Below are 15,779 nucleotides of genomic sequence, written 5' to 3'. Positions count from 1 at the left end.
CCGAAACACTGATTGTTGCGTCTGATCTGTAATTTTCCCCAGACTAATGGGTGAGACTGATGTCCTGCCTCTTGAGTGTGATCCCTTAATACAGTTATGATTTCCGGAAAATTAGCTGGCTTCAGCACTCCGATCGATGGGAACAGGTTTCATCGGCTGTCTCTGGCCCTCAGTACTGCCCTGATTTCCGGTTTTCTGCTCAATGTGCAGATGAGCGCCCTTGCTCAGATTGTCCCAGATAATACCTTGGGTTCAACCCCCTCCATCGTGACCCCCGGTGTTGAGATCAAAGGACTCCCATCCACCCTAATTCAGGGAGGGGCGCAACAGGGGAGCTTTCTGTTTCAAAGCTTTCAACAGTTTAATGTGGGCAATGGCCAGCAAGTCTATTTCAATAATCCGGCTGGGATCCAGAATATCCTCAGCCGGGTTACGGGCTCTCAGGCCTCTCAAATCTTAGGCACCCTGGGTGTGCTGGGCAATGCCAATTTGTTTCTGATTAATCCCAATGGCATTTACTTTGGACCAAATTCTCGCCTGGATATCAGTGGTTCCTTTGTCGCCAGCACTGCCGATCGCCTCACCCTGGGCAGTAGCGGGGAATTCAGTGCAGTTAATCCCCAGGCTCCGCCCCTGCTGACCGTGAACGTCCCGATCGGGGTGCAGTTTGGCAATCTGCCCACGGGGGCGATCGTCAACGCAGGGGACTTAAAAGTGGGTCAGGACCTGACCCTGTCCGGTAGTTCAGTGACCAGTACAGGCCAGTTGACCGCCCTGCAGGGCCAGGTCACTGTGGAATCCGTGGTGGGGAATGTGCAGGTCCAGACTCTGACTGCTCAAACTGCCACCCTGACCGCTCAGCAAGACCTGATTCTGCCCAGCAGTACCCTCAATACCACCGGAAACCTCACCCTGCAGGCCCAGGGCATGGTCAAAATCAGCGACAGTCCGATCGCGCCCCTGCAGATCTTTGCCGGGGAGAACTTACAGATTCAGGGCAACAGCAGTCTAGATATCACAGCCCTGCAGCATCCTGGTAGCATCCTGGTGGCAGGGCAAGATTTAATACTACGATCGGCCAATCCGGTCACAGGGGATGGCCGTTTCTTTGCTGGTCGGGATCTGAAAGTGGAACAACTGGATGGCAGCCAGGGCGATGTTATCAGCCCGAATGACCCCATCATTCTGGCAATCGGGAATGTGAAGCTTGGCAATTACGTGGGGGCCTCTCTGCACATCCTGGCAGGTGGGAGTGTAGAAACCGGCAACATTACCATTAATGCGATCGGGACTCAGACCACCACGATTAACCCCAGCAATACCAACTTACTGCCGGGGACAACGATTCCCTATAATGCCCTCAGCGCGGTCAAGCTCTCTAATGGCACCGATTTGACGATCGGCGGTGATACCCAGCGTACCCTCGACATCCGGGCCGGAATTGATTGGAACCAGGCCCCCTTTAATGGACAGCAGCCCACGTCAACGGCTCCTCCCCTGGCTGGTTTTACCCCCAATACGCTCCAGACGCCAACCCTGACGGGATCCAATATTAAAACCGGTGCGATTACCATTTCGAATGCACCTGTTGCTAATCCAGCCCTGGTCTATCTGACCAATCAGTACAGTGCCAATCCCCTGCTATCGGGGGATATCACAACTAACAATATCAATGTCAGCAGCAATGCCACCAATGGGGGCACGGTGGTGATTGACTCCCGTGGCGCTGTGACAACCCTGGGGGCAACGGGGCTGAGTACTAACGGATCAATCTCAGCCGCTGCTACAGTTGGTGCTGCAACCGTTCGCAATGGAGGTCAGGTCACCGTGCTGGCCAATGGACCGATCTCGACTGCAACAACCAACGTCAGCAGTTTTGCCGGGAATGGGGGCAACGTGCTGATGCAGTCCAAGAGCGGGATTACCCTGCGGGTGATTAATGCCTCCGCCCTGCAGACCCAAAATCCGGGCAATGGAGGAACGGTCACGGTTCTGAGCGGTGGGAATATCGAGATGCTGGCCAATCCAGGGGCAGCCAGTGGGATTACCAGTGCCGGGGTTCAGGGTGGCCTGATTACCCTGCAGAGTCAGGGCGATATTCTGGCCAAAGGTAAGAACCAGATCGCCAACGAGAGTCAGGGTTCTCAGGGAAGTGACATCATCATCCAGGCCAAGAATTTCTATGGTACCGGTACCCTGATCTCCACCAGCAGTACGGGAACCGGTGCGGCCAACGCCAGCAATATCAATATCCAGGTGGATGGAACGTTGCAACTGATTGGAGGATCGGTGGCCAGTAATGTGGCCATTCAGGGCGGCACGGGCAACGCCGGTAAAATTGAAATCCAGGCCAACCAGATTCAACTGCTGGATGGGGCAACCGTGAGTTCTGAGAATGCCCAGTTGGGCACAGGCAAGTCTGGCGATATCCTGCTCAAAGGCACCACCTCGATCGAGCTGAACAATGCCACCATCAGAAACCGGGTGGCTCTGGATGCCAGTGGCAGCGGCGGAACTGTCACGATCCAGACCGGCACCCTCACCCTTAGCAAGGTTTCCACCCTGTTCTCCCAGACCGAGGGGACAGGCACAGCCAGTCAAGTTTCAGTGTGGGCTAACCAGGTTTACCTGTCTGACCAATCTTCGATCGATTCCAGTGTCAGTAATGGCAAGTCCGGGATGGGCGGGATGATTCAGGTCCAGGCCAACACCCTCAAGCTGGACAGTGGAGCCAAAATCATTGCCAGGACAGCAGGGCAGGGGGATGCGGGCACGATTGTTATCAATGTGACGGATCAAATTGCCATCGATGGGGACGGCACCGGGATTTTTGCCAATACGATCGCAGGGGCTACCGGCAAGGGGGGAGATATCAAAATTGACCCCAACCTGGTCATCCTCACCAATGGAGCCACAATTTCTGTGAACAGCCAGGGATCGGGACCGGGGGGCAGTATTTTCCTGCAGGCTAATAATCTGACGCTGAACAATGGCAAGATTGTTGCCACCAGTTCCAGTACCCAGGGGGGCAATATTTTCCTGACTGTCCCGGGGATTATCCAGATGACCAATAACAGTCAGATTTCAGCCACATCGGGGATTACCGGCGGTGCAGGAGACGGGGGGAATATCACCATCTCTACCCTGTTTCTGGTAGCCCTGCCCAATCAAAATAGCGACATCACCGCCAATGCCTTCTTGGGCAAGGGGGGGAATATCCAGATCACCGCCCAGGCTCTTTTTGGGATTGCTTATCAATCTGCCCTGACCACCCCTCAAGTCAATACTACGAACGACATCACTGCCAGCTCAACCTTTGGGGTGAACGGTGTGGTCATCATCAACACACCGGGCGTTGACCCCAGCAAGGGCTTGGGGCCTTTACCTGGGGATCTGGTGGATGCTTCCCGGTTGGTGGCGCAGGGTTGTGGAGGACCGGCTGTGGCAACTACAGGTCGCTTTGTTCTGTTGGGGCAGGGGGGACTGCCCGCGAATCCTGGTGAATTGCTTACCAGTGATGCGACTTTGGAAGACACCCGGCTGCCTGGCATCGCTATTCCGGTTCAACCAACGGCTCTGCTGCCTGATCAGGGAAAGGTTGCCTGGATGATTGAAGCTGCGAAAAAGCGTTGTTATGACCGTGAATAGCTCTGGCCACAACTACTGGCTTTACGTCCTGGGATGGCTAATAGTGCTGGCCTGCAGTGGTCAGAGGCAGCCAGCCTGGGCTGAATCAGGGATTTCTAACCCTGTCACGAACAATCTACAGCCTCAACCTTCCTTTCAACCCATCTATTTCAGCCAGTTTCTGGAGCGGGATTCGTTGATTGCAGGCCAAGTCGTAGGTCAGATAGTGGGACAGTCCATTCTGGGGCAGCCTCCCATTGCCCCACCCAGTGCCATCACCGTCACCCGCTTTGAGGTGGTGGGCAGCACCCTCTTTCCTCCAGAAAAACTTGCAGAGGTGACGGCTCAGTTCACCAACAGGACCCTGACCACTACGGAGCTGATCCAGGCAGCCGATGCCGTGACCCGGCTCTATACCAGCCAGGGATATGTGAATTCAGGGGCTTTTATCCCCACGAATCAGTCTTTCCAGCCCCAGGGGGGAGTGGTCAAAATCCAGGTTCTGGAGGGAAGTCTGGAATCCATTCAGGTCAAAGGAACCCAGCGGTTAGACCCAGGCTATATCGAGAGTCGTCTGGCGATCGCGGCAGATCCTCCCCTCAATATCAACCGGGTGATGGAAGCGTTACAATTGCTGAAGCTGGATCCCCTGATTGCCAACATCTCGGCGGAATTGTCGGCCAGTCCCACGCCGGGGAAAAGCATTCTCAATGTTCAAGTGAGTGAAGCGAAAACCTTCCGAGCCCAACTGAGTTTCGACAATAGCCGCTCCCCCGGTGTTGGCAGTGAACAACGGGGAATTCAGGTTTCCCAGGCCAATCTGCTGGGCTTGGGAGACAGCATCAGCCTGGACTACACCAATACGGATGGTAGCAACGGTCTGACCGTCAGCTATAACATCCCCCTCAGTCCCTACAACACCAGCCTGAGGCTGCTGTATGCCACCACCTCCAGCAGGGTGATTGAAACCCCCTTCAGCATCCTGGATATCACTGCGGCCTCCCGCATCTATGAACTGAGTGTGCGGCAGCCTGTGCTGAGAACCCCCTCCCAGGAAATTGCGGTGGGCATGACCGTGAACCATCAGGAAACCGAAACCGCTCTCCTGGGCTTTCCCTTTCCCCTGGCGATCGGAGCCAACGATCGGGGGGAAACCCGGATCTCAGCCCTGCGCTTCTTCCAGGAATATTCCCAGCGGGGTAGCGAGGAGGTATTTGCAGCCTATTCCCAGTTCAGCCTGGGCCTGAACCTGCTGGGGGATACGATCAATGCCACCCCGCCCGATAGCCGTTTCTTCAGTTGGCGAGGGCAGGCTCAGTACATCCGGTTGCTGGCCCCCGATACCCTGGCCATTCTGCGCACGGATTTGCAACTGGCCGATCGGGCTTTGGTGCCCCTGGAGCAAATCAGTTTTGGCGGCCCCAGCACCGTCCGAGGATACCGGCGAGACTTCGTTCTCGGGGACAACGGGGCGCTGATCTCGGCTGAGTTTCGCATCCCCGTGCTGCGAGTGCCTGAGGTAGATGGCCTGCTCCAGCTCACGCCCTTTTTAGACTTTGGCACCGTTTGGAATACCGGTCGAGCCGACCTGCAACCCAATACCCTGTTTGCCGGAGGGTTCGGCCTCCTGTGGCGTCAGGGCGATTATCTGACTGCCCGTTTTCAGTGGGGCATTCCATTCATCTCCGTACCTGCAACTCGACAATCATGGCAAGAAAACGGTCTTTATTTCTCCATCGTCTACACCCCCTTCACCTTTTAAGGCAAGGGTCGCGTCAACTATGGCGGGGCATCCGGCTTTGCCTGTGGGGATTGCTGACCTTCAGCCTGACCGTGCAGTTGGGACTGTTTCTCCAGGCTCCGCCGCTACTGGCCCAAGCTCCAGTCACCCCAGGCTCCAGTGCTCTGGTCGCCTCTAACGGAGAAGCAATGGCACAGTTACAGATGGGCCTTCAGCTCTACGGTGCCCAGCGTTATGGAGAAGCGGCGCAGGTCTTGCAGCAGGCGATCGCAACCAGCGGGGGCGATCCAATTGTCCAGGCCCTGGCCCAAAATGTCCTCTCCCTGGTTTACCAGAAACTGGATCGATGGTCTGAGGCCGAGTCTGCCGTTGAGATCGGGTTGACCACGATCGCGATCCCCAGCCTCGATCGTCCCGATCTGCCCCTGATCAAAGCCAAGCTGCTCAACACCCGTGGGCAATTGCTGCTGAAAACGGGGCGGGCGGAGTTGGCTCTCCAGGACTGGAAACAGGCTACCCTCCTCTATGCCCAGGCCGGTGATACGGAAGGCGTCACCCTGGCTTCGATTAACCAGGCCCAGGCGTTGCAGACCCTGGGGTTTTACGATCGAGCTCTGGAGAAACTGACCGAAGTCTATCAGGTTCTGGAAAAACAGCCAGATTCCGTCACCAAAGGGGTGGCGCTCCGCAGCCTGGGGAACACCCTGCGGGCGGCAGGAGACTTACAGTTATCCAAGCAAGTCTTAACTCAGAGCTTAACTATCCTGAAAGCGCTAAACTCTGATCCCCTGGTTGCAGAAACGCTCCTGAGCCTGGGCAATACCACCCGTGCTCTGCAAAACCATGCGACCGCCCTCACTTCCTATCAGCAGGCTGCCGAGCTATCCCCCGTCCCGGCCACCCAGGTGCAGGCCCGGTTAAACCAGTTCAGTCTATTGCTAGAGAAGGAACAATGGTCCGACGCCCTGGCGATGGTGTTGCCCCTGCAAACCCAGTTGAGGGATCTTCCAGCCAGTCGTCAGGCGATCTATGCCCGGATCAATTTTGTCCAGAATCTGGAGCGCCTGCGCCAGGTTCTGGAAGTGGCTCAGAGCCCGGCGATTCCATCCTGGTCCACCCTGCTCCAATTTGCTCAGGCCACGGTGAAGCAGGCCCAGGAACTGGGTGATCAACGGGCTGAAACTTTTGCGATTGGCAGTCTGGGCCATTTATATGAGCAAATGCAGGATTGGCGATCGGCGAAACAGTTGACCCAGCAAGCCCTGCTCCAGGCCCAGGCGATCCAGGCCAGGGATATCACCTATCGCTGGCAATGGCAGGCGGGGCGGTTAGCCCAGGCAACTGGAGAAACGACAGTGGCGATCGCTGCCTACAGCGAAGCCGTCAAGACCTTGAATACGCTTCGCAGTGACTTGGTTTCCATGAATCCCGATGTGCAGTTCTCGTTTCGGGACAGTGTGGAGCCGATTTATCGTGAACTGGTGAGCCTGCTGCTCCAGCCTGGGCCAGAAACCAGCCAGCAAAATCTGAATCAGGCCCGCACAGCGATCGAGTCCTTGCAAATGGCCGAACTGGAGGACTTTTTCCGTCAGGCTTGTCTGGAAGGGGTGCCTGCCCAGATTGACCAGGTGGACCGATCAGCAGCCGTGATTTACCCGATTCTGCTCAATGATCGGATTGAAGTCATCTTCAGTCTGGCCAAACAACCCTTGCGCCACTATGCCACGGCAGTTCCCCGGGAGACGATCGAGGCTACACTGAAATCCCTCCGGGTCTCCCTCTCGAATCAGAACTCGCTGGAGTATTTCGAGATTGCCCAGGAGGTCTACAACTGGCTAATTAAACCGGTGGAGCAAGATCTCAAGGTCCAGAACATCAAAACTCTGGTCTTTGTTCTAGATGGACCGATGCGAAATGTGCCCATGGCGGCCCTGTTCGATGGTCAGAATTACCTGATTGAAAAGTATGCGGTGGCGGTAGCTCCGGGTTTACAACTGGTGGACTTGAAGCCTCTGCAACGGGAGAAAATCAAAGTTCTAGCGGCTGGGGTCAGTGAAGCCAGCCAGGGGTTTACCCCCCTCCCCAGTGTCCAGGCCGAAATCGCCAAAATCCAGAGCAACATTCCCAGTGAAGTCTTGCTGAACAACAACTTTACGGTGAAGAACTTCCAGCAAGAGTTACAGACTTCCAATGCGCCTGTGGTGCACCTGGCCACCCATGGAGAGTTCAGTTCCAGGGCCGATCGGACTTTTATTCTGACCTGGGATGAGCGCTTGAATGTAACCCAGTTAACTGACCTGTTACGCACAAGGCAAGGTCAACAGCAGACCGTGATCGAATTGCTGGTGTTGAGTGCCTGTCGCACGGCAGTGGGCGATCGGCGGGCAGCCCTGGGGCTGGCTGGGGTGGCGGTCCGAGCTGGTGCCCGCAGCACCCTTGGCACCCTCTGGTATGTGAGTGATGAAGCCACCAGTTCCTTGATGATCCAGTTCTATCAGGAGTTCAGTGGCGGTCGCCTGAACAAATCGGAGGCCCTGCGACAGGCGCAGCTTTCCCTACTCAAGGTTCCAGAGCACGAACATCCTTTCTTCTGGGCTCCCTATATCCTGGTGGGGAATTGGCTGTAATCCTTTTCTTTTCTTGGAGGGATGGCCCCCAGGGCCGGCATGGGTTTGCGAGGGCGAGTCTTTAACCCACCTCCAGATCTCTCCAGGAGAAAAGAGGCGACGTTTCGCCTACTCCAGTACCGACCTGGGGCACTATACAATGGATTGAAGGCTGACCCATAAACCCATGGCCACAATAATTCAACCGTCCTCTCCCACCGAAGAACAACGACTGGTCTTACCGGGTGTGACCTGGCCGCAATACGAGAGTCTGTTAGCAACCTTGGGGGACTATCCCGGCTTGCGACTCATCTACCTGGAAGGAACGCTAGAAATCTTTATGCCTTCTGCGGAACATGAAATGATCAAAAAGATCATTGCCAGACTGCTGGAACGCTATGCAGAGGAGGTTGATATTCCTTTACATGGGTATGGCTCAACCACATTTCGCCGGGAAGCGCAGGCTCGTGGGTTAGAACCCGACGAATGTTACTGTGTGGGGACGCTCAAAGAATTTCCTGATTTTGCGATCGAAGTGAATTTGACCAGTGGCGGCGTGGATAAGCTGGCTGTTTACCAGGGGTTGGGGATTCCGGAAGTACTGATCTGGCAGAATCAGCAGCTCACTCTTTACGACTTACGTCAACAACTCTATCGGGAAGTCTCTCACAGCCAGTTCTTCCCGGCCCTAAATTTACAGGTTCTGGCCCAACATGTACGGCCTCAAGAGCAGCCCCAAGCGATCAAGGACTTTCTTCGCGCTATTCGCGGCTAATTGAGGCAGTTTCCAAAAAACAAACTACGAGGTAAAGTAGGCTGCCCACCCTAAGGTCTGCCTTGGTTTTATACCTGCCGTAGGACCGTTGTATCTGTAGCCGTCACCGCATGAGTTAGAACAGGGAGGGCGGAACCTCCATGTAGGAGTGGAACCCTACACCCCATCCTAATCCAGATGGGGACGGCTATAACGTTATTACGTTTTTCAGATAGGCTCAAGCGTCAGAGTCCCCAGAGGATGCTGGGGGAGGCACCGGAGGCGCAGAGGGAACCACCGGGGGTTTGGTGGCCACGGAAGGGGATGCAGGCTTAGCAGGGGGGGCTGTGGGTGCCTCTGCTTCAGACTCCTGCAGCAGGGTGGCGACCTGAGGCTCTCCTTCCAGGCCAACCTGGTTGCGGGCTGTTGCCATAATGGAAAACACACTGGAAACCCCTGCATTGAGGAGGGCTTTACCCGCATTGGAGGCCAGTTCCTGACTGTCTACTTCCTTTCTTGAATTAAGCCAATCCCGAAAATTACGCCCAGCCAAAATCGAGTTGGCCCAGAACCAATCCCCTAAGACCAGAACTAAACAAAGCAGTAACCAGACAAGAAGCACAAGCTCTTTGAGGAGCTTCCAGGTCACAGCCACAGTCTGTCTGTAAGTGTCCAATACACTGGGATCGGTAAGGGACTGCCAGACTTTGGCAATTTGCGGTTGAATCCGATTTTCCATTACTTATGTCTCCTGTCAATCCAACCTTAAATCTAGTAGATTTCCACCCTTCTCCAAAGGATTATCAACATCTTTTTGGGTTATCTGAAAATGCTCAGCTAGCAAAGAATCCAGGCAGAAGTATGATTTTCGTGCTTGAGCCTTATGCAGCCCTCACCCTAGCCCTCTCCCAAAGGAGAGGGAACAAGAGTTTTAGCTCCCTTCTCCTGCGGGAGAAGGGTTGGGGATGAGGGTAATTCATATTTGCATTCAGCAAAGAATCCAGACCCTCACAAAATCCTCAACTTTTTTTGCTAGGTTCAAGTTGTAAGCGCTCTTTTGCACTTCTTACAGAAGATCCGCCCCCCATCTATGGATGGGACCATCTCACAGCGAGGTGTGGCTGATGAATCGGAACTTAGTGATGGGTGGAGTCGCAGGTCTTTTCATTGGGAGCATCGCGATTACTCTGACGATCGCCAGAAAAGCTCCCCTGCAGGCAACACCAGCTTTTTCGGACCGATCTCTGGCGATCTCCGAAGTTCCCCTGGCCGATCCCGACCGCTCACCCCCCGGTTCTCTGGGGATGATGGCCCAGGTTGAGCAGCATTTCATTCTGATGATGATCCCTCACCATCAGGCTGCGATCGCCATGGCGGAACTGGCTTTAAGTCAGGCCCAGCATCCGGAAATCAGGGCATTGGCCCAGTCCATTCGAACAACCCAGACCCAGGAAAATCATCAGATGCGGACCTGGTATCAACAGTGGTATGGTACTGAGATACCTGATTGGGTCCCTGGCATGGGTCGAGGTCGATTTTCTTCGCCCGGAGCCTACAGCCAGCCGGGTAGAAGCTTGAGGATGGGAATGATGCCGAGCAGCAAATGTCGGTCCCTTGACCTGGAAGCTCTGAAAACTGCTCCAGATTTTGATCAGACTTTTCTGGAGAAGATGATTCTCCATCATAGGATGGGAGTCCGCATGGCTCAAATGGTTTTGAGTCAGAATCCACGCCCGGAAATCCGTGATCTGGCCCAGGCGATCGTCAAGACCCAAACCAGGGAAATTGAACAGATGCAGCAGTGGTACCTGCAATGGTATCGGAAAACCCCTTAATCTATGGCTCATCCCCAGGATCATTCCCACCATCCCCCTGACCAATCTCACGAGCACCGCCACGGGCATTATGGGCATGGCCATTCCCCCCTTCCCATCGGGTACAATCGGGCGTTCATCATCGGTCTGGGGCTGAACCTGGGCTTTGTTGTGGTGGAGTTTGTCTATGGTATCCTGGCCCATTCCATCGCCCTGATTGCCGATGCTGGCCATAATCTGAATGATGCGGTGGGTTTGGTACTGGCCTGGGTGGCTATCCTGTTGTCTGCTCGCCAGCCTTCCCCGCGCCGAACCTATGGCTGGCGACGATCGTCCATTCTGGCCGCATTGATGAATTCACTGCTGCTCCTGGTGGTCACAGGGGGGATTGCCTGGGAAGCGGTACACCGTTTCCAATCTGCACCTGAGGTGGCTGGGGGCACAATGATTGCGGTCGCAACGGTGGGAATTGGGATTAACGGGATTACAGCCCTCATGTTTATGGCCGATCGGGAAAAGGACATCAATATCCGGGCTGCTTTCCTGCACATGGCTGCCGATGCCCTGGTCTCTTTGGGTGTGGTGCTGGCCGGGGTTGTGATTCTCTTCAGTGGCTGGACCTGGGTAGACCCAGCCTTCAGCCTATTGATCAGTTTTGCCATTATGATCAACACCTGGGGTTTGTTGAAGGAGTCTTTTAACTTGGCGATCGATGCAGTCCCTGCCCATATCGATGAACGGGCAGTTCGAACTTTCCTGGCTGAACGCCCTGGAGTCGCCGATGTGCATGACCTCCATATCTGGGGTATGAGTACCACTGAAGCAGCTCTGACAGCTCATCTGGTCATTCCGGCAGGGCACCCTGGAGACGAATACCTGGCTCAAATTTGCCATGATTTGAGGGATCATTTCAGGATCAAACATACGACCCTGCAGATCGAACTGACGCCATCAAGTTGTGCCTGTCATTTGCTATCAGTAGGAGATCCTTAAGGCCATTTCCAACTGGATCCCCATATTGGAAATCTCCCTGTTTTGGGACAATCTGAGGTTTCCCACTTCCGGTCAAATTGGTCTTGTTAGTATGATCCTTACACCCAACTTTGGAAATGGAACTAATTCATGAAAGAACTACTGTAAATTTGGAGAACTGGTTTTATCTTAGAAGAGCATAAATCTCATCACAGAGAAAAGATTACTTGGAGAAGCCAGAATCTGACTCGATTTTGTTCTGCTTCTAACCGGTTTGCTTTTGACAATTTCTAGTCACACAGGCTTGTCTTAAAGTCATGTCCTTGCTTCCAACCGCCAACATTTTAGTTGTGGATAATCAACTTGAGAATCTTTACCTGCTCTCTGAATTGCTGATTGGGGAAGGATATCAGGTCAAAAAAGCAATCAGTGGTTCTATGGCGCTGATGATAGCTGCCGCCGAACAACCAGACTTGATTCTGCTGGATGTTTCCATGCCTGAAATGGATGGCTATGAGGTTTGTCAGAAGTTAAAGAGCACCGAGTCAACCCAGGATATTCCTATCATTTTCGTCAGTGCCCTAAATGATGTTTTAGATAAGGCAAGGGCATTTGCTGTCGGTGGAGCAGATTACATTAGCAAACCCTTCCACATGGAAGAAGTCCTGATGCGGGTCAAGCATCAACTTATCCTGTCCCAGCAACAGCAGCAGCTCAAACAGGCAGAGGCTAAATATCGGAGCATGTTTGAAAATGCGACCGAAGGGATTTTTCAGATCAGTCCAGATGGTCGGTATCTCAGTGCTAATCCTGCTCTGGCAATGCTCTTGGGCTATGATTCTGCTGCAGATCTGATTACAAACCTGACAGACATCAGCCAGCAGCTCTATGTTCAACCGGGGCGGCGGGAGGAACTGAGCGTTTATCTCCATCAGTATGGCCATATTTCAGGGGCTGAGTCGGAAGTGACCTGCAAAGATGGCACTCGTATCTGGATTTCTGAGAATATTCGGGAGGTCCGGGATAAAACCAATCGCCTGATTTACTATGAAGGGACTGTCCAGGATGTCACCGATCGCCATTCTATGGAGGTGGAACTGCGGCGAGAACGCCGACAGGCCGAACAACTTCTGACAAATATTCTGCCCTATAAAATTGCCCGCCGCCTCAAGATGGGGCCGCAGACGATCGCTGATCATTATGAGGAAGTCACGGTTTTGTTTGCGGATCTGGTGGACTTTACCGCTGTCTCCGCCCAAATTCCACCTTCCGATCTGGTAAAAATGCTGAACCGAATCTTTTCCGCCTTTGACCAGTTGGCCGAGCAGTATGGCATCGAAAAGATTAAGACGATCGGAGATGCCTATATGGTGGCAGCAGGCTTACCTATTCCCATGGCCAATCATGCAGCCGCCATGGCTAAGATGGCTCTGGAGATGCAGCAGGAAATCCGTCACTTCTATCATCCGAATGGCAATCCCTTCCAGCTTCGAATCGGGATTAACAGCGGCTCTGTGATTGCTGGGGTGATTGGGATCAAAAAGTTTATTTATGACCTCTGGGGAGATACGGTCAATATTGCCAGTCGGATGGAATCTACTGGGGAAGCCGGGAAAATTCAAGTCACAGCTCAAACCTATGAATATCTGAAAGACCATTTCAAATTTGAGCGCCGGGGTGAGATTCCGATCAAAGGTCGAGGCAACATGGTGACCTACTGGTTAATCAGCTCTCTTTAGTCCAAGGGAGTATCCCTGCTGGCTGAGCGGAGTCGAAGCCAGCAGGCGGTTTCAGAATGCCCAGCCGAAAACCCGCTGCTCATTTGTCTTACCCAACAATTGGGGATTGGGACCATGGGGCACCGGGTTTAGGCTGATTGCACGGATGGCCTATGAGGCAGCCTGCCGTTCTTTGGTCTCACGGATGACTTCTTCCGCCACATTGTTGGGACAGGGCGCGTAATGGGAGAAGGACATGGAGAACTGTCCCCGACCAGAGGTCATGGTCCGCAGATCTCCAATGTAGCCAAACATCTCACTCAGCGGGACATCCGCCTTGATCCGCGCTCCGGTCGGACCCGTCTCCTGGGACTTCATCATTCCCCGACGGCGGTTTAGGTCACCAATCACATCTCCCATGTAATCATCGGGTGTGAACACGTCCACATTCATGATCGGCTCCAACAATTGGGGACCAGCCTTGGGAATTGATTGCCGATAAGCCGCTTTGGCCGCAATCTCAAAGGCTAGGGCGGAGGAGTCAACCGGGTGGAAGCCACCACCAACCAGGGTGAATTTCAAATCCACACAGGGGAAGCCAGCCAGGACTCCCTTGGTGATACTGGTTTCAAAACCTTTTTCAACCGCAGCCCAGTATTCCCTCGGAACAGCCCCACCAACCACCTGGGATTCAAACTGGAAGCCAGTCCCCGCCTCACCCGGCTCAACAATGTAGTCGATTTTAGCGTACTGCCCCGAACCACCCGACTGCTTCTTATGGGTATAGCCGTCTTCAAGACGCTTGGTGATAGATTCACGGTAGGCCACCTGGGGTTTACCCACCTCAACCTCGATGCCATGAGTCCGCTTCAGGATGTCCACCTTAATGTCCAGGTGAAGCTCACCCATCCCTTTCAGAATGGTTTCGCCGCTTTCCTCATCCGTCACCATGTGGAAGGATGGATCTTCCTGCACCATTTTCAGGAGGGCCATGGCCATCTTCTCATCCCCACCTTTGGTCTTGGGTTTGACCGCAATAGAGATCACTGGTTCTGGGAACACCATCGGTTCCAGGGTGGCTGGGTTTTTGGGATCACAGAGGGTGTGCCCCGTCTGGACATTCTTCATGCCCACGATCGCCACAATATCCCCAGCCTGAGCCGACTCAATTTCTTCTCGAGAGTTGGCATGCATTTCCACCAGACGGCTGATCCGCTCAGTTTTACCCGTAGCCGTGTTCAGCACAGTGTCCCCTTTGGCCAGCTTGCCGGAGTACAGGCGGGTAAAGGTGAGTGCTCCAAAGCGATCGTCCATGATCTTAAAAGCCAAGGCCCGTAGAGGTTTCTCTGGGTCTACGATCGCAAAGTTACCCGTTTCATGGCCTTCCAAATCAACCTCTGGCTGGGGATTAACCTCCATGGGGTTCGGCAGATAATCCACCACCGCATCCAGGACAAGCTGGACCCCCTTGTTCTTAAAGGATGAGCCGCAGTAGGTGGGGAAGAAGGCCATGTCGCGCGTACCCTTACGGATACAATGCTTGATTTCATCAATGGTCAGCTCTTCCCCTTCCAGATACTTTTCCATGACCGCGTCATCCTGCTCAACGGCCAGTTCAATTAACTGTTCGCGATAGGTTTCGACCTGATCCTTCATGTCAGCGGGAACTTCCTGGATCTGGTAGTTCATCGGATCACCAGAGTCATCCCAGACCCAGGCTTTGCGGGTGAGCAGATCAACCACACCGACGAACTGTTCTTCTACACCGATGGGCAGCACCATCACCAGAGGTTTGGCTGCCAGGACTGCATCAACCTGCTTCACCACCCGAAAGAAATCTGCTCCGGTCCGATCAAGCTTGTTGACATAGATGACCCGGGCCACCTTGGAATCATTGGCGTAGCGCCAGTTGGTCTCAGATTGGGGTTCCACCCCACCAGAACCGCAGAAAACCCCGATGCCACCATCCAGCACCTTCAGGGAGCGGTACACCTCGATCGTGAAGTCAACGTGCCCTGGGGTATCGATGATATTCAGTTGGTGATCTTTCCAGAAACAGGTTGTGGCAGCAGATTGGATTGTAATCCCGCGTTCCTGCTCCTGCTCCATGAAGTCTGTTGTCGCAGCCCCTTCGTGCACCTCACCAATTTTGTGGATCTTGCCAGTCAGTTTCAGGATTCTTTCAGTTGTGGTCGTCTTACCTGCATCTACGTGAGCAAAGATGCCGATGTTTCGATACCGAGTGAGGTCTTTCATAATTACTCTCTAGAGTTTTCAATGCGACAAACAGTTAATGACCACCTTCAAGCATTACTGAGGATCATGGATTAAATAAAGTGCTAAACCCCTGACGACCTTCACCCCCCTGCCCTCTCATCCCCAAATTTGGGAGAAGGGAAGAGGTTGGGGGTGAGGGCTGAAGAACTCCAGGTTATTTAATCCACGATCCTTAGCGTACCTCAGAGACAATGAGTACTGCTTTTGTAGCCAGGACAGGCTGAATTTCAGTCATGCAAAACCCCGACAAATTTTTGCCAGGTCAATAGC

The 15,779-nt window shown here is 53.9% G+C and carries 9 protein-coding genes; 7 read left to right on the top strand and 2 right to left on the bottom strand.

Going from position 1 to position 15,779, the window contains the following annotated elements:
• Nucleotides 1–96 precede the first annotated feature (96 nt).
• The 4 genes from BST81_RS15875 to BST81_RS15860 all read left to right on the top strand — a co-directional run bounded on the left by BST81_RS15875 (nt 97) and on the right by BST81_RS15860 (nt 8,749).
• Nucleotides 97–3,648 (top strand): filamentous hemagglutinin N-terminal domain-containing protein, encoded by a 3,552-nt coding sequence (locus tag BST81_RS15875; RefSeq protein WP_075599494.1) that lies wholly within the window; start codon nt 97–99, stop codon nt 3,646–3,648.
• The gene (locus tag BST81_RS15870; RefSeq protein ID WP_075599493.1) at nt 3,635–5,389 is read left to right on the top strand and encodes a ShlB/FhaC/HecB family hemolysin secretion/activation protein; all 1,755 of its coding nucleotides are present in this window, start codon (nt 3,635–3,637) and stop codon (nt 5,387–5,389) included. Before BST81_RS15875 ends, BST81_RS15870 begins: the two co-directional genes overlap by 14 nt.
• On the top strand, nt 5,335–7,995 hold the full coding sequence (locus BST81_RS15865) for a CHAT domain-containing protein (RefSeq protein WP_083636896.1): 2,661 nt from the start codon (nt 5,335–5,337) through the stop codon (nt 7,993–7,995). Before BST81_RS15870 ends, BST81_RS15865 begins: the two co-directional genes overlap by 55 nt.
• Before the next feature lie 166 nt (nt 7,996–8,161).
• Entirely contained in the window at nt 8,162–8,749 is a 588-nt protein-coding gene (locus tag BST81_RS15860) for a Uma2 family endonuclease (protein ID WP_075599492.1), read from the top strand.
• 217 nt (nt 8,750–8,966) lie between these two features.
• Here BST81_RS15860 and BST81_RS15855 read toward each other — a convergent pair whose 3' ends face one another.
• Entirely contained in the window at nt 8,967–9,467 is a 501-nt protein-coding gene (locus BST81_RS15855; RefSeq protein WP_075599491.1) for a hypothetical protein, read from the bottom strand.
• Between the two features lie 385 nt (nt 9,468–9,852).
• On the opposite strand from BST81_RS15855, the gene BST81_RS15850 reads away from it, so the two are divergent.
• The 3 genes from BST81_RS15850 (at nt 9,853) to BST81_RS15840 (ending at nt 13,253) form a co-directional block, all read left to right on the top strand.
• Nucleotides 9,853–10,563 carry a DUF305 domain-containing protein gene (locus BST81_RS15850; RefSeq protein WP_075599490.1) on the top strand — a complete coding sequence of 237 codons (711 nt, stop codon included), beginning with the start codon at nt 9,853–9,855 and terminating at the stop codon, nt 10,561–10,563.
• A gap of 3 nt (nt 10,564–10,566) precedes the next feature.
• Nucleotides 10,567–11,535, top strand: coding sequence for a cation diffusion facilitator family transporter (locus tag BST81_RS15845; protein WP_075599489.1), 969 nt, complete (start codon nt 10,567–10,569; stop codon nt 11,533–11,535).
• 329 nt (nt 11,536–11,864) lie between these two features.
• A complete protein-coding gene (locus BST81_RS15840; protein ID WP_253188324.1) occupies nt 11,865–13,253 on the top strand; it encodes an adenylate/guanylate cyclase domain-containing protein in 1,389 nt (462 codons plus the stop codon).
• 150 nt (nt 13,254–13,403) lie between these two features.
• Here the strand turns inward: BST81_RS15840 and fusA are convergent, their stop codons facing one another.
• Nucleotides 13,404–15,488, bottom strand: coding sequence for an elongation factor G (fusA, locus tag BST81_RS15835; RefSeq protein ID WP_171974773.1), 2,085 nt, complete (start codon nt 15,486–15,488; stop codon nt 13,404–13,406).
• Between the last annotated feature and the right edge of the window lie 291 nt (nt 15,489–15,779).

The sequence above is a fragment of the Leptolyngbya sp. 'hensonii' genome (assembly GCF_001939115.1).
Lineage (GTDB): Bacteria > Cyanobacteriota > Cyanobacteriia.
This window is presented reverse-complemented; position numbering and strand designations above follow the sequence as displayed.

What these genes read in the sequence shown, in the direction of transcription:
- BST81_RS15865 (WP_083636896.1), top strand. Translation starts at nt 5,335, where the DNA reads ATGGCAAGAAAACGGTCTTTATTTCTCCATCGTCTACACCCCCTTCAC.
- BST81_RS15855 (WP_075599491.1), bottom strand. Translation starts at nt 9,467, where the DNA reads ATGGAAAATCGGATTCAACCGCAAATTGCCAAAGTCTGGCAGTCCCTT.
- BST81_RS15860 (WP_075599492.1), top strand. Translation starts at nt 8,162, where the DNA reads ATGGCCACAATAATTCAACCGTCCTCTCCCACCGAAGAACAACGACTG.
- BST81_RS15875 (WP_075599494.1), top strand. Translation starts at nt 97, where the DNA reads ATGATTTCCGGAAAATTAGCTGGCTTCAGCACTCCGATCGATGGGAAC.
- BST81_RS15845 (WP_075599489.1), top strand. Translation starts at nt 10,567, where the DNA reads ATGGCTCATCCCCAGGATCATTCCCACCATCCCCCTGACCAATCTCAC.
- BST81_RS15870 (WP_075599493.1), top strand. Translation starts at nt 3,635, where the DNA reads ATGACCGTGAATAGCTCTGGCCACAACTACTGGCTTTACGTCCTGGGA.
- BST81_RS15850 (WP_075599490.1), top strand. Translation starts at nt 9,853, where the DNA reads ATGAATCGGAACTTAGTGATGGGTGGAGTCGCAGGTCTTTTCATTGGG.
- fusA (WP_171974773.1), bottom strand. Translation starts at nt 15,488, where the DNA reads ATGAAAGACCTCACTCGGTATCGAAACATCGGCATCTTTGCTCACGTA.